General features: G+C 74.7%; 19 protein-coding genes. 10 read left to right on the top strand and 9 right to left on the bottom strand.

Going from position 1 to position 21857, the window contains the following annotated elements:
* Window positions 1-38: 38 nt before the first annotated feature.
* From ACWD4U_RS29275 to ACWD4U_RS29255, 5 genes are all read left to right on the top strand, one after another.
* Window positions 39-305, top strand: a complete 267-nt coding sequence (locus tag ACWD4U_RS29275) for a hypothetical protein (RefSeq protein ID WP_363448746.1) — start codon at window positions 39-41, stop codon at window positions 303-305.
* A gap of 98 nt (window positions 306-403) precedes the next feature.
* Complete coding sequence (locus tag ACWD4U_RS29270; RefSeq protein WP_363448748.1) at window positions 404-763, top strand: TadE family protein; 360 nt, start codon at window positions 404-406, stop codon at window positions 761-763.
* Window positions 760-1245 (top strand): TadE/TadG family type IV pilus assembly protein, encoded by a 486-nt coding sequence (locus tag ACWD4U_RS29265; RefSeq protein ID WP_363448750.1) that lies wholly within the window; start codon window positions 760-762, stop codon window positions 1243-1245. The genes ACWD4U_RS29270 and ACWD4U_RS29265 overlap by 4 nt, the downstream gene beginning before the upstream one ends.
* Before the next feature lie 35 nt (window positions 1246-1280).
* Complete coding sequence (locus ACWD4U_RS29260; RefSeq protein ID WP_363448752.1) at window positions 1281-1730, top strand: hypothetical protein; 450 nt, start codon at window positions 1281-1283, stop codon at window positions 1728-1730.
* A complete protein-coding gene (locus ACWD4U_RS29255) occupies window positions 1730-6016 on the top strand; it encodes a LysM peptidoglycan-binding domain-containing protein (protein WP_363448754.1) in 4287 nt (1428 codons plus the stop codon). Before ACWD4U_RS29260 ends, ACWD4U_RS29255 begins: the two co-directional genes overlap by 1 nt.
* Before the next feature lie 61 nt (window positions 6017-6077).
* On the opposite strand, the gene ACWD4U_RS29250 is transcribed toward ACWD4U_RS29255, so the two are convergent.
* From ACWD4U_RS29250 to ACWD4U_RS29240, 3 genes are all read right to left on the bottom strand, one after another.
* Complete coding sequence (locus tag ACWD4U_RS29250) at window positions 6078-6503, bottom strand: SsgA family sporulation/cell division regulator (RefSeq protein ID WP_363448756.1); 426 nt, start codon at window positions 6501-6503, stop codon at window positions 6078-6080.
* 120 nt (window positions 6504-6623) lie between these two features.
* Window positions 6624-7607, bottom strand: a complete 984-nt coding sequence (locus ACWD4U_RS29245) for an AraC-like ligand-binding domain-containing protein (protein ID WP_363448758.1) — start codon at window positions 7605-7607, stop codon at window positions 6624-6626.
* A gap of 162 nt (window positions 7608-7769) precedes the next feature.
* A complete protein-coding gene (locus ACWD4U_RS29240) occupies window positions 7770-10613 on the bottom strand; it encodes an ATP-binding protein (protein WP_363448760.1) in 2844 nt (947 codons plus the stop codon).
* Window positions 10614-10813: 200 nt separating this feature from the next.
* On the opposite strand from ACWD4U_RS29240, the gene ACWD4U_RS29235 reads away from it, so the two are divergent.
* The gene (locus ACWD4U_RS29235; RefSeq protein ID WP_363448762.1) at window positions 10814-11650 is read left to right on the top strand and encodes an alpha/beta fold hydrolase; all 837 of its coding nucleotides are present in this window, start codon (window positions 10814-10816) and stop codon (window positions 11648-11650) included.
* 31 nt (window positions 11651-11681) lie between these two features.
* Here ACWD4U_RS29235 and ACWD4U_RS29230 read toward each other — a convergent pair whose 3' ends face one another.
* From ACWD4U_RS29230 to ACWD4U_RS29220, 3 genes are all read right to left on the bottom strand, one after another.
* The gene (locus tag ACWD4U_RS29230; RefSeq protein WP_363449319.1) at window positions 11682-12050 is read right to left on the bottom strand and encodes a carboxymuconolactone decarboxylase family protein; all 369 of its coding nucleotides are present in this window, start codon (window positions 12048-12050) and stop codon (window positions 11682-11684) included.
* Between the two features lie 92 nt (window positions 12051-12142).
* Window positions 12143-13735: a D-alanyl-D-alanine carboxypeptidase/D-alanyl-D-alanine endopeptidase gene (gene dacB / locus ACWD4U_RS29225; RefSeq protein ID WP_363448764.1), complete on the bottom strand. Its 1593-nt coding sequence runs from the start codon at window positions 13733-13735 to the stop codon at window positions 12143-12145.
* Between the two features lie 211 nt (window positions 13736-13946).
* Entirely contained in the window at window positions 13947-14423 is a 477-nt protein-coding gene (locus tag ACWD4U_RS29220) for a VOC family protein (RefSeq protein ID WP_363448766.1), read from the bottom strand.
* 169 nt (window positions 14424-14592) lie between these two features.
* Here ACWD4U_RS29220 and ACWD4U_RS29215 point away from each other — a divergent pair, with 169 nt between their 5' ends.
* A complete protein-coding gene (locus ACWD4U_RS29215; protein ID WP_363448768.1) occupies window positions 14593-15345 on the top strand; it encodes a nucleotidyltransferase family protein in 753 nt (250 codons plus the stop codon).
* Window positions 15346-15372: 27 nt separating this feature from the next.
* Here ACWD4U_RS29215 and ACWD4U_RS29210 read toward each other — a convergent pair whose 3' ends face one another.
* On the bottom strand, window positions 15373-15966 hold the full coding sequence (locus tag ACWD4U_RS29210) for a DUF4240 domain-containing protein (RefSeq protein WP_363448770.1): 594 nt from the start codon (window positions 15964-15966) through the stop codon (window positions 15373-15375).
* Between the two features lie 114 nt (window positions 15967-16080).
* Here ACWD4U_RS29210 and ACWD4U_RS29205 point away from each other — a divergent pair, with 114 nt between their 5' ends.
* Window positions 16081-17031, top strand: coding sequence for a zinc-binding dehydrogenase (locus tag ACWD4U_RS29205; RefSeq protein WP_363448772.1), 951 nt, complete (start codon window positions 16081-16083; stop codon window positions 17029-17031).
* A gap of 379 nt (window positions 17032-17410) precedes the next feature.
* On the opposite strand, the gene ACWD4U_RS29200 is transcribed toward ACWD4U_RS29205, so the two are convergent.
* Window positions 17411-18001 (bottom strand): helix-turn-helix domain-containing protein, encoded by a 591-nt coding sequence (locus ACWD4U_RS29200; protein WP_363448774.1) that lies wholly within the window; start codon window positions 17999-18001, stop codon window positions 17411-17413.
* An 87-nt stretch (window positions 18002-18088) separates the two neighbouring features.
* Here ACWD4U_RS29200 and ACWD4U_RS29195 point away from each other — a divergent pair, with 87 nt between their 5' ends.
* On the top strand, window positions 18089-18958 hold the full coding sequence (locus ACWD4U_RS29195; protein WP_449787347.1) for an alpha/beta fold hydrolase: 870 nt from the start codon (window positions 18089-18091) through the stop codon (window positions 18956-18958).
* Window positions 18959-19005: 47 nt separating this feature from the next.
* Here the strand turns inward: ACWD4U_RS29195 and ACWD4U_RS29190 are convergent, their stop codons facing one another.
* Complete coding sequence (locus tag ACWD4U_RS29190; protein ID WP_363448778.1) at window positions 19006-19347, bottom strand: hypothetical protein; 342 nt, start codon at window positions 19345-19347, stop codon at window positions 19006-19008.
* Between the two features lie 190 nt (window positions 19348-19537).
* On the opposite strand from ACWD4U_RS29190, the gene ACWD4U_RS29185 reads away from it, so the two are divergent.
* Entirely contained in the window at window positions 19538-21685 is a 2148-nt protein-coding gene (locus ACWD4U_RS29185) for a hypothetical protein (RefSeq protein WP_363448780.1), read from the top strand.
* Window positions 21686-21857 lie beyond the last annotated feature (172 nt).

Raw genomic sequence — 21857 nt, 5'->3', positions numbered from 1 at the left:
TCGACCCCGCCCCCTTCCACGCCCCTGGAGACCACACCATGGCACGCATCCGCGCACTGGCGGCAGCCGTCCTGCTGCCACTCCTCCTGCCCCTCCAACTCGCCCAGCCGATCCTCAAGTTCCGCTTCGCCCGGCTGCGCGCGGCGCGCGCCGGCGGCGACCGCGGCGCGATCAGCATCGAACTCGCCCTGGCCGTCATCGTGGTGGTCGCCATCGCCGGCGCGATCATCGTGCTGATCAAGGGTCTGGCCAGCAACGTCGAGAGCAAGATCCCGGGCGACGTCCCGGCGGCGAACAACACGTGACCCGCAGCCCGCGCCGGCCCGTCCCCGCCCGCCGCCTGACGACCCGTCGACTCCGCCCGCTCCTCCGCAAGCCGGGGGCGCCGACGGACGGGGGAGTGATGACCCTGAGCCTGGCCATCGTCTTCCCCACCGTGCTGTCCGTGATCTTCCTCGTGGTGCAGGCCGGACTCTGGTGGTACGCCGACCAGGCCGCGCTGACCGCCGCACGGGAGGGCGTGGACGCCGGACGGGTCTACGGCGCAGGGGCGGACGACGGGCCGGCGCGGGCGAAGGACTTCACCGACCGGCTGGGCGACCTGGCCCGGCTGGAGTCGGTGGTGCCCGGCGGCGACGCCGACACCTACCGGCTCTCGGTCACCGTCCACCCGGCCGCCGTACTGCCGTACTTCGACCGGCTGACCCTCACGCAGACGGTCAGCGCGCCCCGGGAGAAGTTCAACCCGCAGGGGCGCCCGTGACCGCCCGTCACCCGGTCCGGATGCCCCGGACCCGCCGCCACGACCGCACCGGCCGACCCGATCGCGCCGAGCGCGGCTCGCTCGCCATCGAGGCGGCCGTCGTGGTGCCCGTGGTACTGGCCTTCGTGCTGATGGCGGTCGCCGCCGGGCGGATCCAGACCACGGGCGCGGTGGTCGACGCCGCCGCCCGCTCCGCGGCCCGCGCCGCCTCGCTGGCCCGCACCCCCGAGGGCGCCCAGCAGGCCGCCGCGACGGCCGCGGCCGGCGTGCTGGACTCCCGCGAGGTGCACTGCGCCGCCGAACCGGTCGGCCCGCCCGAGTACGGCACCCTGGACGCCCCCGGCGGGCAGCTGGTCACCGTCACCGTCACGGTCTCCTGCACGGTTCCGCTCAGCGATCTGCTGCATCTCGGCGGCGCTCCGGGGCACAAGACACTCACCGGACGATTCACCTCGGTGGTGGACCGCTACCGGGGGAACTGAAGGACAATCAGAGGACCCTGGGGGGAGGAAACGTGATGAGACCACTGCGAGCGGCCCGCACGCCCGCGGCCGAACGCGACCGGGGCACCATCTCCGTGATGGTCGCCGCGCTCGCCGTCAGCCTGGTCGTGCTGGTCGGCCTGGTGCTCGACTTCGGCGGCCGGCTGCGCGCCATCGAACGCGCCGACGCGCTGGCCCAGGAGGCCGCCCGGGTCGGCGGCCAGCAACTGGACGTCAAGAAGCTGCGCGACGGCGCCGGCTACCAGCTCGACCAGGCGACCGCCGACGCCGCCGCCCGCGCCTACCTGGCCGGCCGCGGCGGCAGCGTCGAGATCACCTTCCCCGACCCGCAGACCATCAGCGTCACCCTGGACACCGACTACTCGACCGCGCTGCTCAGCGTGGTCCGCCTCACCACCCTCCCCGTGCACGGCCATGGCAAGGCCACCCTGGTGCACGGCATCACGGAAGGATCGACCGGCTGATGGCCGCGCGCGGAGCCGACGACCAGCACCGCAAGGGCCGCCAGGGGCGGCGACCGGGCACCACCGGCACCGGCGGACGCCCCGCCCCGGTGGCCGCCGCCCGCACCGGACGCCGCCGACGGCGGGCCGGCGGCTCGGTGCTCGCCGCACTGGGGTCCCTGCTGGTGCTGCTGGTCCTGCTGCTCGGGGTGCCCGCGCTGCTCGGCTACGGCACCCTCGCCGTGGCCGGCATGGGCGACCCCGTCGGCGGCAGCGTCACCGACGCACTCACCAGCCCCGACGACGGCCGGCTGTTCCTGTGGGCGCTGGTCGCGGTCGGCTGGCTGGCCTGGCTGTGCTTCCTGCTGGCCGTGCTGATCGAGATCCCCGCCCAGCTGCGCGGCCGGGTGGCCCGCCGGATCCCCGCCTTCGGCTGGAGCCAGCGCCTCGCGGCCGGCCTGGTCGGCTCGGTGATCGTGCTGCTCCCGGTGGCCGGCTCGGCCTTCGCCGCCACCCCCGAACTGCCGCAACGCGCCCCAGCCGTCGCCCAGTTGACCGCGGCCCCGGCGATCGCCGCGCTCCCCGCCGCGGCGCCGGCCGCCGCCCCCGCCGCGGACCCGCAGCAGCCGGTCTACACCGTCCGCGACACCCGGCCCGCCGACAGCCTGTGGTCCATCGCCGAACGCCAACTCGGCTCCGGCGAACGCTGGACGGAGATCGCCAAGCTCAACGACGGCCGCCCGATGGACGATTCGGGCACCCGGTTCGACGCCGACCGCCCGATCCAGCCCGGTTGGCGGCTGCTGATGCCGGCCGACGCCAAGCCCGACGCCGCCGCGGCGAGTTCCCCGCAGACCGGCAACGCCGCCCCGGCCCCCGCCGCCGCGCCCGCGCACGGCAGCGTCACCGTCAAGCCCGGCGACAGCCTCTCCGGCATCGCCCAGCGGGAACTCGGCGACGGCGACCGGTGGCCGGAGTTCTTCGCGGCCAACAAGGGCGTGACCGCCCCCGACGGCGAGAAGCTCACCGACCCCGACGTGCTCGCCCCCGGCACGGTGCTCACCGTGCCCGGCACCGCCCCGGCCCCGGCCCCGCAGCCGCCCGCCGAGCAGACCCCCGCCCCGCAGCCGCCCGCCGAGCCCGCCCCGGCGGCGTCCGCACCGGCCACACCCGAGCCGTCCGCGCCCGCCGCGTCCGCACCGGCGGCCTCCGCACCGGCCGTGGAGAGCCCCGCCCCCGCCGCCTCCCCGGCACCCGAGTCGGTGCCCGCCGGTGCGCCCGCGCAGAACCTGCCCGCCGTCCGCACCGGCGACTCCGCGCCCGGCCCGGACTACACCGTCCCGCTGGTCGCCTCCGGCATCGGCGTGCTGATGGCCGCCGCGCTGATCGGCGTGGTCGCCCGCCGCCGCACCGACCAGCAGCGGGCCCGCCGCCCGCGGCACCGGATCGCCCTGCCGTCCGCCGCCGCCGGCCGCTTCGAGGCCGAGCTGAAGGCCCGTCAGAACACCGACGGCCTGGAACTGCTGAACCGCGCGCTGCGCACCCTGGGCCGCAACACCGTGCGCGGCGGCAAGCGGCTGCCCGCCCTGGTCGCCGCCCGGATCACCACCGGCGGCACCGTCGAACTGCACCTCGCCGCACCCGCCGTCCCGATCGCCCCGTTCCGCGCCGCGCACGCCCCCAACGTCTGGTGGTGCCCCGAGGACGCGAACGACCTGCTCTCCGTCGGCCAGGCCGCCAAGTACGCCGCGCCCTACCCCGCGCTGGTCACCCTCGGCAGCACCCCCGACGGCTCCACCGTCCTCGCCGACCTGGAGACGGTCCGGCTGGTCCACCTCTCCGGGCACCCCGAGGACACCGAGGACGTGCTGCGCACCCTCGCCGTGGAACTCGCCCACAGCCCGCTCGCCGACCGGCTCCACCTGCACCTGGTCGGCTTCGCCCCGGACCTGCCCGCCGGCGGTCCCGCCACCGACCGGGTCCACCACCACACCACGCTGGAGGCCGCGCTCACCGCGCTCGGCCCGCGCACCGCCAAGGCCCGCGCCACCCTGGTCGCCGCCGAGGCCGGCAGTCCCCGCGAGGCCCGCAGCCGGGGCAGCGCCGACGAGGCCTGGGTGCCCGAGATCGTGCTCTCCGCGCAGCCGCCCGCCGGGAACATCCCCGCCGAGCTCGGCCGCCTGCTCGACGGCCGCCCCCGCACCTGCCTGGCCGTGCTGACCCGCGCCCCCGAACGCGGCGCAGGCCCGGTCGCCCGCTGGACCCTGCCCGCGACCGGTCCCGCCACCCTCCCCGGCCTGCACCTGACCGTCGAACTCCAGCGGCTCAGCCGCGAGGAGTACGACCACCTCGGTGAACTGGTCCGTGCCTCCGGCGACTTCACCCAGCACCCGGCGCCCGACTGGACCCTCGACGGCCCGCACAACGGACCCGACGACGAAGCCGAACTCCCGCTCCCCGTCCCGGCGCTGGCCGCGGTCGGCGCCGCGATCGGGGCCAGCGCCGGGGACCTCCCCCCGGCGACCGCCGCCGCGCTCGGCGTCGCCCTCGACGACCCCACGCCCAGCTCCCTCGACACCCGCGTCATCGCCCTGCTCGGCGCGGCGGCCGCCGCCTCGACGGCCCCGCTGCTGCCCGAGCCGCCGACCAGCACGGGCCGTCGGCCGTCCCCCACCGACAGCGGACCGGGCACCCAGTCGGCCACGCCCGGCGGCGACGAGGCCGGCCCCCGGCTGCTGGCCCGCGTCATCCCCACCGGCAACAGCCCGTTCGCGGGCACCGCGCCCACCAACCCGTACGCGGTCCTGCCGGTCGTCCCGGCCCAGCCGACCGCCCCGCACACCTTCCCGACCCAGCCCCCCACCAACCCGTACGCCCTCCCGCCGGGCGCCACACCGCCACCGGCTGCGCCCGCCGCACCCGAGCCGTCTGAGGGCGCTGCCCACCCGTCCCGGCACATCGCCAACGGGCAGGCCCGCAAGGCCACCACCCCGCCCGGCGGCACCCCGGTCGACCCCCGGTCGGCCGACGTTCCGTCAGAGGCGTTCGACGGGGCCACGGGCGGCGCGGAGCGCCCGGCCGCCGACGCCCCGTTCGATCCGCTGACCGATCCGCTCGACCCGCGCCTGCTCGGCTACCCGGCTGCTGACACACCGTCGGAGCCGCCCGCCCTCCCGCCGGTCGAGGCCACCGCCCCGGCCGACCCGTTCGCCGCAGGGCCGGCCGCTGAGGCTCCGGCAGTGCCGTTCCCCGCCGCACCGGCTCCCGCCCCGGTCGACCCGTTCGCCGCCGCGCCGACACCTGACGCTCCGTCGGTTCCGCTCGCCGCGCCGGCCGATCCCCGCGTCGCGGGCTTCCCGGCTGCGGTCCCGGCGGTCGCGCCCGCCGTCGCGGAGCCGCTGCCGACCCACGACCAGGCCCAGGTGCCGCATCCGCACGCGGCCAACGTGCCGGCCCGGCCCGCGCCGCGACCCGGGACGGCGCCCGCCCGCAGCGACAGCGACGACCTGCTGGCGATCCTGCGCTCGCCCGAGGCGCACCACCTGCGCTCCGCGCCGCGGATCCGGTTGCTCGGTCCGGTGGACATCCTGGGCGCGGCCGGTACCGCCGACGCGGCGGGCCGGGCCCGGCTGACCGAGCTGGCCGCGTACCTGGCGCTGCGCCCGGGCACCGAGCACACCACGCTCGACCGGGACATCCACCCGGGCGCCGCGCACCTCGACCCGCGGGCCACCGCGGAGCGCCTCGCCGAGCCGCTCCCGGTCAAACTCGCCGCCCTGGCCGCCTGGTTGGGCAGCTCGACCGAGGGGCGCGCGTTCCTGGAGGCGCAGCCCGCCGAGACGTACTCCTTCGCGCCGGCGGTCAGTTGCGACTGGGACGAGTTCCGCAGCCTGTACCGGCGCGGCATGCGCTCCACCTCCAGCACCGCCGACGCCGCCCTGGCGCACGCCCTCGCGCTGGTCCGCGGCGCCCCGTTCGCCGAGGCCCCGGCCGGGGCGTTCGGCTGGGCGGAGACCGAACGGCAGGACATGCTGGCCGCGATCGTCGACACCGCCCACGAACTCGCCGCCCGCCGCCTGCAGTACGGCGACCACCGCACCGCCGAGGCCGCGATCTTCCGCGCCCTCGCGGTCGCCCCGGACGTCGAACTCCTGCACCGCGACCTGTTCTACGCGTACGCCTCGGCCGGCGCCCGCGACCAGCTCGTCCGCGCCGTCAACCGCCTCGACGCCCTCAGCCGCCGCACCGGCCGCGACCTCGACCCGGACACCGTCGCCCTGCTCCGCGACCTGCTCACGGGAGGCTGACCGATGCCGCGGGTCCGGAAATCCGGGAGCGAATTCGACCGTGAATTCCGCTCGGCGCGGTTCAGTCCCGTCGGCCGGTGAGTTCGGCGAGGAGGCGGTCGATGTCGAGGTGGAAGCGCTCCGCTCCCAGCGGGACGAACGCGAGCGTGCGCTGCAGGAACGCGTCGACCGCCGACTCCTCGATGTCGATCAGCGCCGATCCCTCGTGGGATCTCAGCACGACGCGTATGAAGTGCCGACGGGAAGGCGACCGGGGGAGCACCAGCACGTCGCCGGTTCCGGCGCGCCGGTGCAGGCCCTCGGTGAGCAGGGAGCGGGCGAACACCCAGTTCACGGTCCTGGCCGTGGGCGCGCCGAGGGAGAGGCGGACGGCGTAGGGGTCGGCGGCGTGGTAGGACAGCTCGGCGGGGAGCGGGGCCGGGAGCTGGTCCGGGATGACGACGTGCACGGTCAGGACGCTGGTGACCGTCGGCGAGGGCTGGGTCATTTCATTCCTCCGCAAGGGCTTCGGGACCGGAACTCGTGAACCGAGCCTAAAATCCGGCGGTGCGGGAATCTTGTCGCGGAACGCATGGAACCTGGCACGAGAAAGCACTTCCGGTCGGATTCATCCCCGGGTGTTTCGCCATTCGCGGGGGGCCATCCCGTAGGCGGCCCGGAAAGCCCGGCTGAAATGCGCGGCGCTGGTGAATCCCCACCGGTGCGCCACCGCGGCGATCACGGCGCCGTTCCCGTGGCGCGCCAGCTCGCGCCGGCACTCCTCCAGACGGCGCCGCTGGATCCACCGGCCGACGGTCGCGTCCTCGCCCTCGAACAGTTTGTGCAGGTAGCGCGGTGATATGTGGTGGGCCCGGGCGATGATCTGCGGTGTCAGCCCGGGGTCGGCGAGATGCCGGTCGATGAACGCCTGGATGCGCAGCAGCATCGCCCGGTTCGCACCGGGCGTCTCCACCCCGGACCGGCCGAGGACCTGCTCGGCCAGCACGCCGAGCAGGTCCACGACGTTGCGGGCCATCAGCTCGCCGGTGCGCGGCGGGTAGGTGCCCGCGCCGTCCACCAGGCCGGCCAGGAAGGGCGAGAGCAGGCCGCCGAGGGGCGTGTCGGGGCCGAGCGGAGAGGCCGTGACGTGCGCCAGGTCCGCCTCGCTCAGGCCCAGCAGGTCCCTCGGCAGGACCAGGGACTTCGTCCGGAAGGACTGCGGAAGGTTCAGCCGGACCGGACGCGCCATGTCGTAGACGAAGACGTCGCCGGGTCCGAGGAGCGCCTCCCGGCCGTCCTGCTCGAGCCGGGCGACGCCCCGGTCCAGCAGTTTGACGACCACGTACTCCTCCGCGTCGCCCTGCGCGACGAGCCGGCGCGTCCGCAGGGCGGACAGGCAGTCGCCGTCCACGGTGACGGCCTGGAGCCGGCCGAGCGGCGTCGCGCGGATCGTGCCGGAGTACACCTCGTCGGGGACGGTCATGTCGACGGAGCCGAACGTCCGGGACAGGGCGTCGCGCCAGTACGCCCGTCTGCGGGCGACGGGCAGTGATTCGGTGGTGTGGAAGCTGCCGGGGGTGCTGCTCTCCTGGACCAGTACGTCGGGTGCCATCAGATCACGTCCGTCTCGTCTCGGGCTCGGCCCCCTGGCGATCGGGACGCACCGTTCGGACAGCAGATCCCGCACCGACGAGAAGATCGTGTCAAAGCGCCGCGGGCGCGCACATCACACGAGTCCCGCTGATCACGGCGGAGGGCGTGGGATGCGAAGCAGTCACTCTGCGTGTTCGCGAGTGGCCGCCAGGCGCGCGAGTTCGACCCGGGAGGTGATGTCGAGCTTGGTGAACGCATGCCGCAGGTGGGAGCTGACGGTGTGTGGTGAGATCGCGAGGCGCTCCGCGGTCTGCCGGTTCGTCAGGCCCTGGGCCACCAGCCGGATCACCTCGACCTGGGATGCGGTCAGCTCCGGCCACACCGTGACGGTCCCCCTGGACGTGGTTCGGCGCCGGGGCGATCCCAGGGCCCGCAGGCGGCGGCGGACGCGTGCGGCGTCGCGCTCGGCGCCGGCCTGGGAGTAGAGGTCGAGTGCCAGGTCGAGGTGGGGCACCGCGTCGACCGCGCGCCGGGTGGCCAGCTTGCGCCCGGTGTCCTCGAGCGCCGAGGCCCGGGGAATCGGCCGGGGGACGCCCTCGTACAACTCGACGGAGCGCAGGAGGGAAGCGAGGTCGCCATCGAGCAGTCCGCGGGCGTGCGCGGCCGCCGCTGCCAGGATCGGGAACCCCGGATTGAGGGCCGAGCGGCGCTCGGCCACGGCGACGGCGACCGCGGCGCGGTCCGGCGCTCCGGCCCGCAGGGCCATGCGGACGAAGACGGGTGCGTCGGCCGGATCGTCCGGGCTGGCCAGCGAGGGGCCCACTAGGTCGAACGTCGCGAAGGATTCGTCGAGCAGCGCCATGGCCCGGCCGGGATCGTCCTCGGCGTCCGCCAGCAGCGCCAGCAGCCACGAGCCGACGTTGCACACCAGGATCGCCGGGTCGGCCGGCATCCGCCGCACCTCGGCCGCATACGCGCGCGCCGCCTCCAGGTCGTTGGTGTGCAAGGCGACGCGCACCAGCGTGTACAGGAGGGTGGCGTCGGCGAAGTTGCCCATGCCGAGTTCGTCGGCCATCGCGGACGCGGCCTCGGCCTCGGCCCGGGCGTCCTCCAGTCGGCCCGCGTCCAGCAGCACCCGGGACCTGTTCATGGTCCACAGGCCCATCGCCGCGGCCTGCCCCTGCCGCTGCGTCTCCCGCACACCGGCCGCGGACTCGGCGAGCGCCTCCACCGACCGGCCCGCCGCGTTCAGCAGGAACGCCGTCCACAGGGCCTCCGGCACCCACAGCGAATGCCTGAACCCGACCTCGGCGGCCAGCGCCGACGCCCGCTCCGCGCACTCGAACGCGGCACTCCAGTCCATCCGGTAGAACCGCACGACCGAGCCGACGGCGACCGCAGTGGCCTCGGCGGCCTTGTCCTGAGCCTGCGCCGCGGCCTGCAGGGCATCGGACACGGCGTGGCCGGTCGCCTCGAAGTCCCCCACCATCGCCAGTTCGAGGGACCGCAGGGCGAGCAACCGGGCCCGCAGCGAGGCCGGGATACCGGGAAGGGCGGCTCCGGCCCCGGCCTGCCGGGCCGCCTCCGTGAAGTCGTACTGGCCGGACACCCGCACCAGGCCGAGCCGCACCTGCGCCTCGGCTGCCGGGTCCATGCTGCCGGGCAGGGCCGCGGCGGCGAGTGCCCTGGCCTCGGCCGGCTGCCCGGCCTGCCAGAGCAGCAGCGTCGTCTCGGCGATGATCGCCGGCCGCTCGGGGGCCTGCTCGGCCGTCAGTTCCAGCGCCCGGCGGCTGAGTTCCACCGCCGACGACGGCGCGGACGTCGCGAGTTCCGCCGCGGCGGCCCTCAGCAGTTCCACGGCCCTGCGGTCTCCCGGCTCCGCGCTGTCCAGGAGCAGGGCGGCCGCCTCGGTGACCGGTGCGCCGCGCGCCAGCAGGAGCTCGGAGGCGTGGCACCGCAGAGCCTGGCGTACGGAGACGGGCAGACTGGCCTCGACCGCCTCGCGGAGCAGGTCGTGACGGAACATCAGCCGGTCGTCCCGTTCTACCAGCAGATGGGAGTGCAGAGCCTCCTCCACCGGTGCGATCAGCGTCGCGGTCGGCTTGTCGAGCAGTTCGGCCAGGACGGCGACGGTGACCGTGCGGCCGACGGCGGACGCGGTCCGCACGACCTCCCGGGTCGGTTCGGAGAGCTGGTCGAGACGCTGCTGTACGGAGGTCTGGAACCGGTTGGGAAGGCGTCCGCCCGTCAGCCGTGCCACGTTGTGCTCGACGATCACCGCGCGTTCGTCGTGCAGGCCGCGCAGCAGCTCCACCAGGAGCAGGGGCACGCCCTCCGCCCGGCGCGCGGCGCTCAGCGTCATCTGGTCCGGAGGCGCTCCCAGGACGTCCTCGGTGATCCGGGCGACCGCCGCATCGGTCAGCGGTCCGAGCAGGAGCCGATGGGCGCCGGCGTGATCCAGCCGGTCCAGGGTCGTGCTCACGGCGGGTGTCCGGGTGCCGCTGCGGACGGCGACCAGCCACAGGATCGCGTGCGCGGACAGGCGAGCCGTGAGCGTGCGCAGGGCGAGCAGGGTCACGTCGTCCAACCACTGGACGTCGTCCAGGACGACGACCAGGGGAGCGTCGAGCGACGCCTGCTCCAGCCGGTCCTGCAACTCCTGCAGCAACCAGAACCGCTGCTCGGGTGCCGCCGCGAGGTCGCGCAGCCGGTCCTTGTCGAACAACGGCTCGGGGCCGGTCAGCAGACCGTCCAGCAGCGGGCCCAGCGGAACGAACTGGCCGTCAGGATCCGCGCCGCAGCGGAACACCCGCAGCCCACGGCGCACCGCGACGGTCTGCGCCTCCGACAGCAGACGGCTCTTGCCGCTGCCGGGCGCGCCCACGACGCACACGATCCCGCCGGCGCCCTGCCTCAGCGCGTCGAGCCGGGCACCGAGGAAGTCCAACTCCTGCTCCCGGCCCCGGACGGGCGGCTGCGAGGCACCGAGTCCGTCACCGAAGTGCGGCTGCTGAAAGCGGTCCAACGGAGACCCCCGTACACGTGTATGGCCGACAGGGGACAGGAGGGGTGGCACCAGGTCTCCCACCTGCATTTTATGCCCGGCACTGTGGGGCAAGCAGCGGTGCGTTCCGGGACAACCTCCGGCCTGGCGTCCGCCCTAGCGTGAGGACATCGCGTGGCGTGCACGGCCGCGCGAGCCACCTCGAACGAAGGAACGACGCCATGCCGTACATCACCGTGGGCCACGAGAACACCACCTCCGTCGACCTCTACTACGAGGACCACGGCACCGGCCAGCCGGTCGTCCTCATCCACGGCTTCCCGCTCGACGGCCATTCCTGGGAGCGGCAGAGCGCCGTGCTGCTCGACGCCGGCTACCGCGTGATCACCTACGACCGCCGCGGCTTCGGACAGTCCGCCCAGCCGACGACCGGCTACGACTACGACACCTTCGCGGCCGACCTGAACACCGTGCTGGAGACCCTCGACCTGCGGGACGCCGTCCTGGTCGGCTTCTCCATGGGCACCGGGGAGGTCGCCCGGTACGTGTCCGCCTACGGCTCCGCCCGGGTCGCCAAGGTCGCCTTCCTGGCCTCGCTGGAGCCGTACCTGCTCAAGAGCGACGACAACCCCGACGGGGTCGCGCCGAAGGAGTTCTTCGACGGCGTCGTCGCGGCCGTCAAGGCGGACCGCTACGCCTACTACACCGCCTTCTACCAGGACTTCTACAACCTCGACGAGAACCTCGGCAGCAGGATCAGCGAGGAGGCCGTGCGCAACAGCTGGAACGTCGCGGCCGGCGGCGGCTTCTTCGCCGCCGCGGCCGCGCCGTCGACCTGGTACACCGACTTCCGGGCCGACCTCCCGGCCATCGACGTGCCGGCCCTGATCCTGCACGGTACGGGCGACCGGATCCTGCCGATCGACGGGACCGCGCGGCCGTTCCACAAGGCGCTGCCGTCCGCCGACTACGTGGAGATCGAGGGCGCCCCGCACGGCCTGCTGTGGACCCACGCGGAGGAGGTCAACGCCGCGCTCCTCGCCTTCCTGAGGAAGTGACCGCCCTCCGCCGGCTGCTCCGGACGGCCCGTCAGACGCCGGTGACCGGCAGCAGGCCGCGCTCGGCGAACACCTTCCTGGCGACGAAGGTGGCGTTCAGGGCCTTGGGGAAGCCGCAGTAGCCGGCGGAGTGCAGCAGGGCTTCGACGATCTCCTCGGGGGTGAGGCCGACGTTGAGCGCGGCGTTGACGTGGACCTCCAGCTGGGGCTCGCAGCCGCCGAGCGCGGTGAGCATGCCGAGGGTGACCAACTGTCGGTCGCGCGGCACGAGTTGGGGTCGGCTGTAGATCTCGCCGAAGCCCCACGCGACGATCTGGTGGCCGAGTTCGGGGCTGATGTCGTCCAGCGACTCCACAACCCGGCGCCCGACCTCGCCGTCGACGCGGCCGAGCACCTCCATCCCGCGCTCGAAGCGCTCCCGGCGGACCTGTGCGTCGTTCGCGGCGCTGTCCACTGCGCTGCTCCTCTCCGAGTCGCCCGGCCGACGGTCCGTCAGCCGCCGTGCCCGGAGGCCTGCTCCTGGAGCAGCGCGGTGATCTGGTTGACGTCGTTGAAGACGCTGAGGAAGGCGTCGAGCGAGTCGCTGGAGCCGCCCGTGACACCGACGTAGACGAGGTGCAGACAGCCCTGGTCGGTGATCAGGTAGCCGGCCTCCTCCTGGGCGCTGACCGCGATCCGCTGGTTGAGGCGGTCGAGGCCGAGGACGGTGCCCGGCTTGGCGAAGACCTTGCCCTTGGCCGGGCAGTCGGTGGTGCAGGAGATCCCGTTGCTGCCGTCGACGCCGAGGATCGGCAGCGACAACCGGAAGGCCTCCGCGTCGGGGGTGCCCAGCCAGTAGGCGAGGAGCTGGTCGAGGCCGATCGGGGTGGCCCGTTCGGCCGCCACGCCGCCGCGCCCGTCCGCGAGTTGGAACTGGGCCGGGTCGACGTGCGCGACGTCGCTGAGGAAGTCGCGCTCGATCGGGAAGGCGTCGAAGCAGTCGCGGCTGCCGCGGGCGACGGCCATGTTGCACAGGGCCAGGTTGGCGCCGAGGTTGTGGCTGACCTTCAGGATCAGCTTGGCGTACTGGCTGTACGGCGGGGAGACGTACGCGGCGACCTGCGGGTCGCCGGCGTAGGAAGCGGGCAGCGCGTCCTGCGGGTTGGGGCCGGTCGGGTCCGCGGTGACGGCGACGCCCGCCCGGGCGAGCGCCTCGATCAGCGCGGTGCGGGCGAAGGCGTTGGGGTCCTGGATGTTGGAGACCTTCAGCAGCGGCTGGGCGTCGGCGGCGATGGTGCCGGACAGGCTGATCCGTGTGCCGTCGGGGGAGGCGGACACCTGGATGTCCGTCGGACCGCCGGCCGCCACCGTCTGGACCGTGGAGCTGACCTGGTACGGCGCGACCTGCGGACGCCACAGCAGCTGGGCGGGCTGCCCGGCCGCGGTGGGGGTGCTGAGCAGGTCGATCAGGTTGTCGTTGACGATCATCGGGGTGGGCTGCGGGTCCAGCGCCGGGGGAGTGAACAGCCGCGGGTCGACGATCACGTCGCCGTCGACCCGGGTGATGCCCGCGTCGTGCACCTGCTGGGCGATCTGGTCCAGGCCGGCCAGCGGGTTCTCGGGGGTGAGGCTCGCGCCCGGCAGGCTGGCCTCGGTGTGGTCGATGTTCGTGTAGTCCACCGAGCCGTCGGGCTTGGTGCGCCCGCCCATCGTCAGGTCGCCCTGGGCGACCATCGCCAGGTTCCCGTGCAGCGTCGAGCCCTCGCGGTCGCCGGTGGCCATGATCGGGGTGGTGAAGCGGTGGTCGGGGCCCAGGGTGTGCCAGGCGGTGGAGATGGTGACCAGCTTGGTGGTCGAGCCGGGGATGAAGAACTGGTTCGCGTTCTGGGAGTGGATGACCCTCCCGGTCGCGGGGTCGGTCTCCAGCACGCCCCACTGTGCGTGCTCGTAGCCCGGCTTGTGCATGATCGCCTCGATCGCGGGCCCGAGGTCGTCGTCGTGCGCCGCCGCCGTCGGGCCGGTGGCCACCACCGTGCCGGCCACGGCCGCGAGCGTCGCGCCGACTGCGGCCCAGGCCCGCAGCCGGCCGCGGATCGTCGATCCCATGTGTTCCGCCGTTCTGGGGCGAGGAACCCCGGGTCGACCAGACCCCGGGCCCTCACCGCCGAGGTACTCACGGCCGCATCGTAGGGAGCGGAAGGGCGCGAATCCCGCTGCCCGGCGGTGGAGCGACGGCGTGGGGGCCGAACGTCATCCGGTCGGACGATCACAACCGGCCCCGACGGAGCAGCGGCTGACTGTGCGTCAGCGGTCGGTGTCAGCCGTTCGCGGCGGCCTCCAGGGCGGCGACGTCCAGCTTGGTCATGGTGAGCATCGCGGCCATCGCACGGCGGGTGCGGTCCGGGTCGGGGTCGGACAGCAGCTCCATCATGCGCCGCGGGACGATCTGCCAGGACAGTCCGTAGCGGTCCTTCAGCCACCCGCACTGGCTCGGCTGCCCGCCGTCCGCGGTGAGGGCCTCCCAGTAGCGGTCGACCTCCGCCTGGTCGGCGCAGTCCACCTCCAGCGAGATCGACTCGTTGAAGGTGAAGATCGGGCCGCCGTTCAGCGCCCGGAACCGCTGGCCGAACAGCTCGAAGGTCACCACCATCACCTTCCCCGCCTCCCCGGGGCCGACGTCGGAGTAGCGCTGGACCTCCAGCACCTTGCCGTCGCGGAAGACCGAGACGTAGAACTCGGCGGCCTCCAGGGCCTGGTGGTCGAACCAGAGGAAGGTGGTGATCTTCTGCGCCATCGAAGCTGCTCCGTTCCGGTGCGTGGGTCGGCCCCGCGGGGGCGGGCGCAGCCGACGCTAGTCCCGCCGGGCGGGCGGGAGTCGACGGCGCGCGGGGGTGGCGTCGAGGTTCCGCCGGCCGCCGTCGAAAGCCCCGCGGGCCGCCGGGCGGTGTGCCAGAGTCGACGGCATGCCGACGAACGACGCTCCCGCCGCCGCCCTGCTGGACGCCTTCACCGCCCGTCTGCGCGCCGCCGTCCCGCTGCGCGCGCTGTGGGCGCACGGCTCGCTGGCCCACGGCGACTACCGGCACGGCCGCAGCGACCTCGACCTGATCGCCGTCCTGCCCGCCGAGGCCGACCCCCGGCAGCGCGAGGAACTCACCCAGCTGCACCGGCAGTTGATCGACGCGGACCCGGACGCGGCGAAGCTGCACTGCAGCTACCTGCCGGAACGCGGCCTCGACGACGCCGGGCGCCCGTACTTCACCTTCGCCCAGGGCGAGCCGATGGACCGCCCGGTCACCCCGATCAGCCGCCGCGAACTCCTGCACGGCGGGCTGGTGTTGACCGGACCGGCGCCCGACACGCTGCTCCCGCCGGTCGGCGACGCCGAACTGCACGACCACATCCGGGCCGACCTGCGCGACTACCTCCTGCCGATCACCGCCAAGCCCGAGCCCTGGCAGCAGGACATCTGGGTGGACCACGGCCCGATCACCGCCGCCCGCGCCACCATCACCCTGCGCGACGGCCGGCTGGTCACCAAGCGCGCGGCGATCGACGAACTCCCGCTGCTGGGCGCACCGCAGAGCCTGATCGACGACATCGCCGCCCGCCGCTACGCCACCCCGCTGCCGCTCACCCCCGCCGCCCGCACCGAACGCGCCGACGCCGCCCGCCGGTTCACCCGCACGGCGATCGAACGCGCGCTGCAGGGCTGAACCCGGTGTTCCCGGCCTGACGTCCCGTCAAGACGCCTCGGCGAACAGTGCGGAGAGCCGCGGCAGGCGCGCCGCGGTGTCGGCCGGCGTCCACACCTCGCCCACCGGCTCGGCGTTGACGGGGCTGTCGTGGCCGACCTCGGCGAGCAGGTCCTCCAGGCCGTCCTCCTCGCCGGTGATCCGCTCGTGGGCGTACGCGGCGCAGTAGTCCAGCTCCTCCCAGTCGGGGAAGTCGTGGTTGTCCCAGTCCTGGTAGGGGAGGGCGGCGAGGCGGCGGACGGCGGGCTGGTCGGCCAGGGCGTCCGGGTCGGCCAGCGCGGTGGCGTAGGCGGTGCGGCCGAGGCCGATCAGCCAGGCGTGGAAGTACCACAGGCCGTCGTCGCTGATGCGGCCGCGCTGCACCAGCTTGGCGACGGCCAGGGTGGCCATGGTGTCCAGCGGGGCGCGCACTTCGTCCAGCCGGAGCTGGAACTCCAGCACCTCCTCGACCGGGAGCGTGGCGAGACGCTCCGTCAGCCGCTCCGCCCGCTCGCACTCGGGCCGGCCGCAGCCCAGTTGCTCGTGCTCCGGCCGGATCTCGCGGCTCGCCTCGACCAGTTCCCAGAACCCGTTCACGTCCATGCCGGGCAGCCTCGCACGCGCGGGTGACAGCCGGGCTTGACTTCAAGCGCGCTTCAACAACCAGGATGGCGGGCGGTCAGGAAGTCGAAGCGTGGTCGAGGCGTTGGAGGCGTGATGCGTGCGGTGTGGCTGAGGGAGTTCGGCGGTCCCGAGGTGCTGGTGGCGGGGGAGGCGCCGGACCCGGTGGCAGGGGAGGGGCAGGTGCTGGTCCGGGTCGCCCACGCCAACCTGACCTTCGTGGAGACCCAGTTCCGGGCCACCGGCCTCGGCCCGTTCAGCGCCGGCCTGCCGATGATCCCCGGCAACGGCGTCGGCGGCACCGTCACCGCCGTCGGCCCCGGCGCCGACCCCGGGCTGCTCGGCCGACGGGTCGTCACCTCCACCGGCGGCTCCGGCGGTTACGCCGAACTGGTCGCCGTCCCCGCCGACGGCCTGTTCCCCGTCCCGGACGAGCTGCCGCTCGACGCCGCCACCGCGCTGCTCGCCGACGGCCGGACCGCGCGGCTGCTGCTGGAGACCGCGGGCGTCACCGCGGGCGAGCGGGTGCTGGTCGAGGCGGCAGCCGGCGGTGTCGGCAGCCTGCTGGTCCAACTCGCCGCCACCGCGGGCGCCGAGGTCGTCGCCGCGGCCGGCGGAGCCGACAAGCTCGCCCTCGCCGAGGAACTCGGCGCCCACGAGAGCGTCGACTACCGCACCCCCGGCTGGACGGCAGCCCTCGCCCCCGTCGACCTGGTTCTGGACGGCGTCGGCGGCGAGATCGGCCGCACCGCCTTCACCGCCCTGCGCCCCGGCGGACGGATGCTCAGCTACGGCCTCGCCAGCGGAAGTTGGGCCGGTGTCCCGGACGATCGGGCCACCGCCCGGCAGATCACCCTGCTCACCCTGCGCCCCACCCCCGACCGGATCCGCGCCGCCACCGCCCACGTCCTCGCCGAAGCCGCCGCGGGCCGCCTGCGCCCCGTCATCGGCCAACGCTTCCCGCTGGCCCGCGCCGCCGACGCGCACACCGCCATCGAGTCCCGCTCCACCCTCGGCAAGACCCTGCTGGACGTCGCCCACGAGTGACCCGGCCGGCCGGGTGACGGACCGTCGGCCACCCCGCCCCCGCGTGCAGCAGCATCAGCCGAGTCTGGGTCGCGACGGTCCCGGGCCCGCGCGGACGCAGGTTCCGGATCCTCAACGTCACCCGTACCGGCCCTGCCGACACCACCATGTTGACGTTCCATCAGGGCGACATCCCCTTGGCCGGCGAGCTGATCGCCTCACTCGTGGGCGTGCCCGCCGAGCTGGACGGCGCGGAGCGGGTCTGAGGCGCTCGCGCACCGGGCCGGGACGGCCACGCACCACATCCGACAAGCTGAAAGGCCACCGGGCGGTGGCCACGAGACCACAAGCCGGTGAGCGCCTCTCCAGCTACGTCCGTGAGCGAGGGAGTGACGGTTCGTCACCCGACTTCGGGCGGTGAGGAGGGCTCGGTGTCCCGAGCTGACGGTCCGTGCTCGGCAGGACGCGGGTCGGCGGGGAAGAAGACGGGGCTGAGCAGGTACGGCACCCGTCCGGGGCCGGGCCGGTGGGCGAGGCGGGGTTGGACGACGGCGAGCAACTCGCCGAGGAGTTCGGCGAGTTCGTCCGGGTCGAGCCAGAGCGTGCCCTGGCGGTAGGAGACCGAGTCGGCAGTGGGGTTCGCGTCCGCGCGGTCGAGGTACGCGTTGAACTCGGCGATGAGGACGGCCATCGCGGCGGCGAAACCGCGGCGGTGGTCGTCGACGGACATGGCCGCGGCCGCCTCGCCGTCGATCGTGGGGCGGTCGCGGCGCAGCCGGTACTGGCGTTCGACCACGTTGCGCACGCGCCGCTCCTGGGCCACTTCGAGGAAGCCGGCCTCCGCGAGCAGGGCCACGTGCCGGTAGACGCTCACCTTCGGGACGTCGGGCAGCCGGGCGGACAGCTCGCCGGTGGTGAGCTCGCGCCCGCCGGAGAGGGCGTGCACCACGCGCAGGCGAACCGGGTGCAGAAGCAGTTCGGCGGTGTCCATGGCGCCACTATTTCATGAGTGATACCGTTATCGAAATTGAAACTGCGGCGGGGGTGGGAGCGGATGAGGCGAGCAGGCGGTCGGGCAGTGGCCGTGAACGGGCACTCCGTCCATGTCGAGGAGTCGGGCCGGGGCACCGACTGGGTGGTCTTCGAGGCCGGGGCGGGCCTGGGCAGGACCAGTTGGGACCTGGTCCTGCCGCGGCTGGCAGACCGGGCCCGACTGGTGGCCTACGACCGGGCCGGGTTCGGCCGCAGCGGCCGGACCTCGGGCCGGCCGGGAATCGACGACCTGGCCGCCGACCTGGTGGCGCTGATCGAGGACGTGGTACCCCCGTCGGCCCCACTGGTGCTCGTCGCGCACAGCATGGGCGGGCTGGTCGCCCGCCGCGCGGTGGACCGCCTGGGTCCGCGGCTGCGCGGCCTGCTGCTACTCGACCCGACACCGGAGAGTTCGCCCGTCTACGACCGGTTCGACCGGACCGCCGCGAAGGTCGACCGCGCGCTCGCCGTCACGCAGGCCCTGGTGCGGTTCCGCCCGCTCGCTCGGATGGCCAGCGGGAACGTCCGGCGGCTGTTCCCGGCCGACACCTACGCGACCATGCTCGCCGAGGACTTCGTCCCCGCGGGGATCGCGCAGACCAGGAAGGAACTCGCGGCCGTGGTCGCCGCGATCCCCCGATTCCGCGCCGAGCCGCCCGGTCTCCCGACCTGTCCGACCGTGCTCCTCTCGCCGTCCCGCCCCGACCGGGGACGGCGGGAGCAGCGCACCGCCATGACCGCCCATCAGCGGCAGTGGGTCGCGACACTGCCGGACGGACGGTTCGAACAGATCGACGCGGGCCACCTCATCCAGGCCGAGCAGCCCGGGATCGTGGCGGAAGCGGTCGCCCACCTCCTCGACCGGGCGACCCCGACCGGCGGCCAGGGGCTTGCCGACGACGCCCGGCCGTCTTGAGGAGCGCGCGGCCGGGTCACGCGTCCGGCGGTACGGCGAACGGGTCCTCAGGAAGGAAGCAGCCGTAATCCGCCAGCGACATCGGGTCGTTGAACACGACCCGCGGGGGAGAGCCCGTCCGCGCGTACCGGCGGTGGCGGGCCGGGCCGTTCGAGCAGCGGGTTCGGTGAGTGGGCCGCCAGCCTGCCGTACCGCTCCAGCAGAGCGAACACGGCGTCAGGGACGTCGCGGACGTGCTCGGCCACGTCCGCCTCCGGGATCTCGGGGTAGAGCTCCAGGAAGGCCTCGCGGGCCGCGGCCAGGAAGCGGTCCGGATCGACCACCACCACGTCCTGCCGGGTCCGCACGCTGATCCTCATGCCCGCCGTCGGCGCCGTCGTCTCGTCCACCGCAGCACGCTACCGCTCGGTCGGAGCCGCCGGTAGCGCGGGCCCGTCCGCGGCGCCGGTCTCCGCACACCCGGCCTGGCCCGGTCGTGGCGACACCACGTATCGTGGCCGGGATCGCCGTGCTGAGCGGCGCCACGGTGAACAGGCACGACGTCGCGCGGGCGGCGGCAACGGGGGCGGTGACCAAGCGGTGGCTGACGAGGCATCGACGGCCGGGCACGGACGGCGGACGGTCGACGAGGAACTGACCGTCAAGCTCCCGCCGAACGGGTTCGCGCTCGAGCAGACGCTCGAACTGCCGCCCGACGCCGACCCGTTCGACCCCGCACTGAGTGGCACCAGAACCATCCCGCTGCCGCCCGGCCACACGCCGGCCGCCGGCACCGCGATCCCGACCGTCCCGCCGCCGCCCAGCGCCCCGCCCGCGATGCCGCCCGCCCCGCCGGTCACCGGCTGGACCGGCGTGATGCCTGCCATCACCATCACCGCACCGCCGCCCCCCGGCACCGCCGCCCGGCCCGCCGCCACAGCGCCCGCAGCGGCCAACGTCCAGGCGTCGCACGGCATCGGCGGCGGCCTGCGCGGCCGCATCCTGGTGATCGAGGGCGGCTACGGCGGCGGCCGCCGCTGGGGCCGCGGCGGCACCGCCCACGCCTCGGTGCTCTCGGCCGCGCTGGCCGGCGTCGCCCCGCAGGTCCTGCTCTCCGCCGACCAGGTCGACGCCGTCCACCTGCCCGGCGCCGCCGACCCGCAGACCGTCCTCGCCCACCTGCGGGCCGCGGCCCGCCACCCCGGACCGCTGCTGATCCACCTCGGCGGCCACCTGATCACCGACCGCCGCGGCGGCCAGCTCTACCTCTCGCTGCGTGAGGCGAAGCCCGCCGACAGCCTGCCGTGGAGCGCCATCGCCACCGAACTGCGGCACCGCGGCAGCGAGTTGGACACCCTGGTGATCGGCGACCTGAGCGCCGACCAGGTGATCTGGCCGCAGCTCTCGGCCGGCGCGGGGCAGCAACTCGCCGACGGCGTCCCGCTCTGGGCCACCGTCAGCCACGACCCCGACCAACTCGGCACCTTCACCCGCGCGCTGATCGAGGCCCTGCAGCGCGGCCGCCCCGGCGCCGAACCACTGCTCAGCCCCGAACTGCTGCGCCAGCAGGTCCACTCGGTGCTGCGCCCCGACACCCTGCTGATCACCGCGCACCCCGCGTACCGCCCCTACTTCCGCAACACCGCCCGCCAACTCGGCCCGGCCGACCCCGCCGCCGACGCAGCTCCGGCGGGCACGCCCGCGGGCACCACGCCCGCCGCCGGCCCGCTGCGGCCCCGCCTCGCCCCCGGCTGGACCCCGCGCGGCCTCGTCTCGCTGCGCAAGCCCGGCGTCCCCGCCACGCCGCCCCGGCCCGCCCGCCCGGTCTCCCTGCGCAAGGGATGCGAACCGCCCCTCGACACCGAGGCGCCCGCCGCCGACGGCGTGCAGCCGACGGTCCGCCTGGGCAAGGACACCGCGCCGCCCGCCGCGGAGGAGACCGGCCGGAGCTCCGCCGCGTCCTGGTACGCGGGCTACCAGGCGGCCGAGGCCGCGGACGCGGTGAGCGTCGTCGACTTCGCCAAGGCGGAGCCCGCAGGCGTCTCCGTATCCGCAGGCGCAACCGCCTCAGCCTCCGACTCCGCAGCCGCCTCCGCCTCCGCGTCCTCGCCCGAGTCGAGCCCGAAGCCGAAGCCCGTGCAGGAGCACAGGCCCGAGCCCGAGCCGTCCGGGATCCCGGCCCGGCACGACCCGGCCGCCTCGACCGTCCCGCTCACCAAGCACGACCCGGCCGCGGCCACCGTCCCGCTCGAGAAGCCCGCGCCGCGCCCCACCGCTGACGTGCCGTCAGCCGCCGCGCCGCCCACCGACTACCTGGAGGCGATCGGCGAGATCGTCCGCAGCGCCGAGGCCGGACAACACGTCACGGCCACCGCGCTCGCCCTCGACCTCGAGGAGCAGGCCGTCGCCGCGCACGGCGCCCTCGCCCCGCTGGTCCTCCAGGTGCGCCAGGTCCGTGCGCACGTCGCCCGGGTGGCCGGACAGCCCGTCCTCGCCGCCGAGCTCTACCGCCAGGTCGCCGCCGCGCTGCTCACCACCGAGGGCCCCGAGCACCCCGAGACCCAGCGTGCCGCGACCAACGCCGAAGCCTGCTGGCGGGCCGTCAAGGACCCCGCGGAGGCGATCAGGATCGCCCCGGACATCATCGAACTCCGCGCCTACCTGCCCGGTCCCGAGAACCGCAAGCTGCGCGCCGCCGAACGCTACCTGCGCCAACTCGCCGACCGGAAGGCCAACGCGGCCCTGTAGGCCGCACCCCGAACCGCAGAGCGCAAAACCGGAAGCGAGTCGCAAGCCGGAAACCGGCAGCGGGGGGGGGGGGGGGGGCCGGCCCCCCCCCCCCCCCCACCGGGGAGGCGGACCACGGCACACCCCCCCCGCGGGTCGGGGGGGGGGGAGGGGACCCCGGGGGGGCCGCGGG

The sequence above is a fragment of the Kitasatospora sp. NPDC002522 genome, from assembly GCF_053595195.1.
The sequence above is the reverse complement of the archived record's forward strand: the minus strand, read 5'-3'. Positions and strand labels throughout refer to the sequence as shown.

Coding starts and splice junctions, on each gene's coding strand:
- dacB (WP_363448764.1), bottom strand. CDS start 13,735: ATGGGATCGACGATCCGCGGCCGGCTGCGGGCCTGGGCCGCAGTCGGC.
- ACWD4U_RS29215 (WP_363448768.1), top strand. CDS start 14,593: ATGCCGACGAACGACGCTCCCGCCGCCGCCCTGCTGGACGCCTTCACC.
- ACWD4U_RS29220 (WP_363448766.1), bottom strand. CDS start 14,423: ATGGCGCAGAAGATCACCACCTTCCTCTGGTTCGACCACCAGGCCCTG.
- ACWD4U_RS29235 (WP_363448762.1), top strand. CDS start 10,814: ATGCCGTACATCACCGTGGGCCACGAGAACACCACCTCCGTCGACCTC.
- ACWD4U_RS29230 (WP_363449319.1), bottom strand. CDS start 12,050: ATGGAGGTGCTCGGCCGCGTCGACGGCGAGGTCGGGCGCCGGGTTGTG.
- ACWD4U_RS29205 (WP_363448772.1), top strand. CDS start 16,081: ATGCGTGCGGTGTGGCTGAGGGAGTTCGGCGGTCCCGAGGTGCTGGTG.
- ACWD4U_RS29255 (WP_363448754.1), top strand. CDS start 1,730: ATGGCCGCGCGCGGAGCCGACGACCAGCACCGCAAGGGCCGCCAGGGG.
- ACWD4U_RS29245 (WP_363448758.1), bottom strand. CDS start 7,607: ATGGCACCCGACGTACTGGTCCAGGAGAGCAGCACCCCCGGCAGCTTC.
- ACWD4U_RS29275 (WP_363448746.1), top strand. CDS start 39: ATGGCACGCATCCGCGCACTGGCGGCAGCCGTCCTGCTGCCACTCCTC.
- ACWD4U_RS29260 (WP_363448752.1), top strand. CDS start 1,281: ATGAGACCACTGCGAGCGGCCCGCACGCCCGCGGCCGAACGCGACCGG.
- ACWD4U_RS29200 (WP_363448774.1), bottom strand. CDS start 18,001: ATGGACACCGCCGAACTGCTTCTGCACCCGGTTCGCCTGCGCGTGGTG.
- ACWD4U_RS29250 (WP_363448756.1), bottom strand. CDS start 6,503: ATGACCCAGCCCTCGCCGACGGTCACCAGCGTCCTGACCGTGCACGTC.
- ACWD4U_RS29210 (WP_363448770.1), bottom strand. CDS start 15,966: ATGGACGTGAACGGGTTCTGGGAACTGGTCGAGGCGAGCCGCGAGATC.
- ACWD4U_RS29270 (WP_363448748.1), top strand. CDS start 404: ATGACCCTGAGCCTGGCCATCGTCTTCCCCACCGTGCTGTCCGTGATC.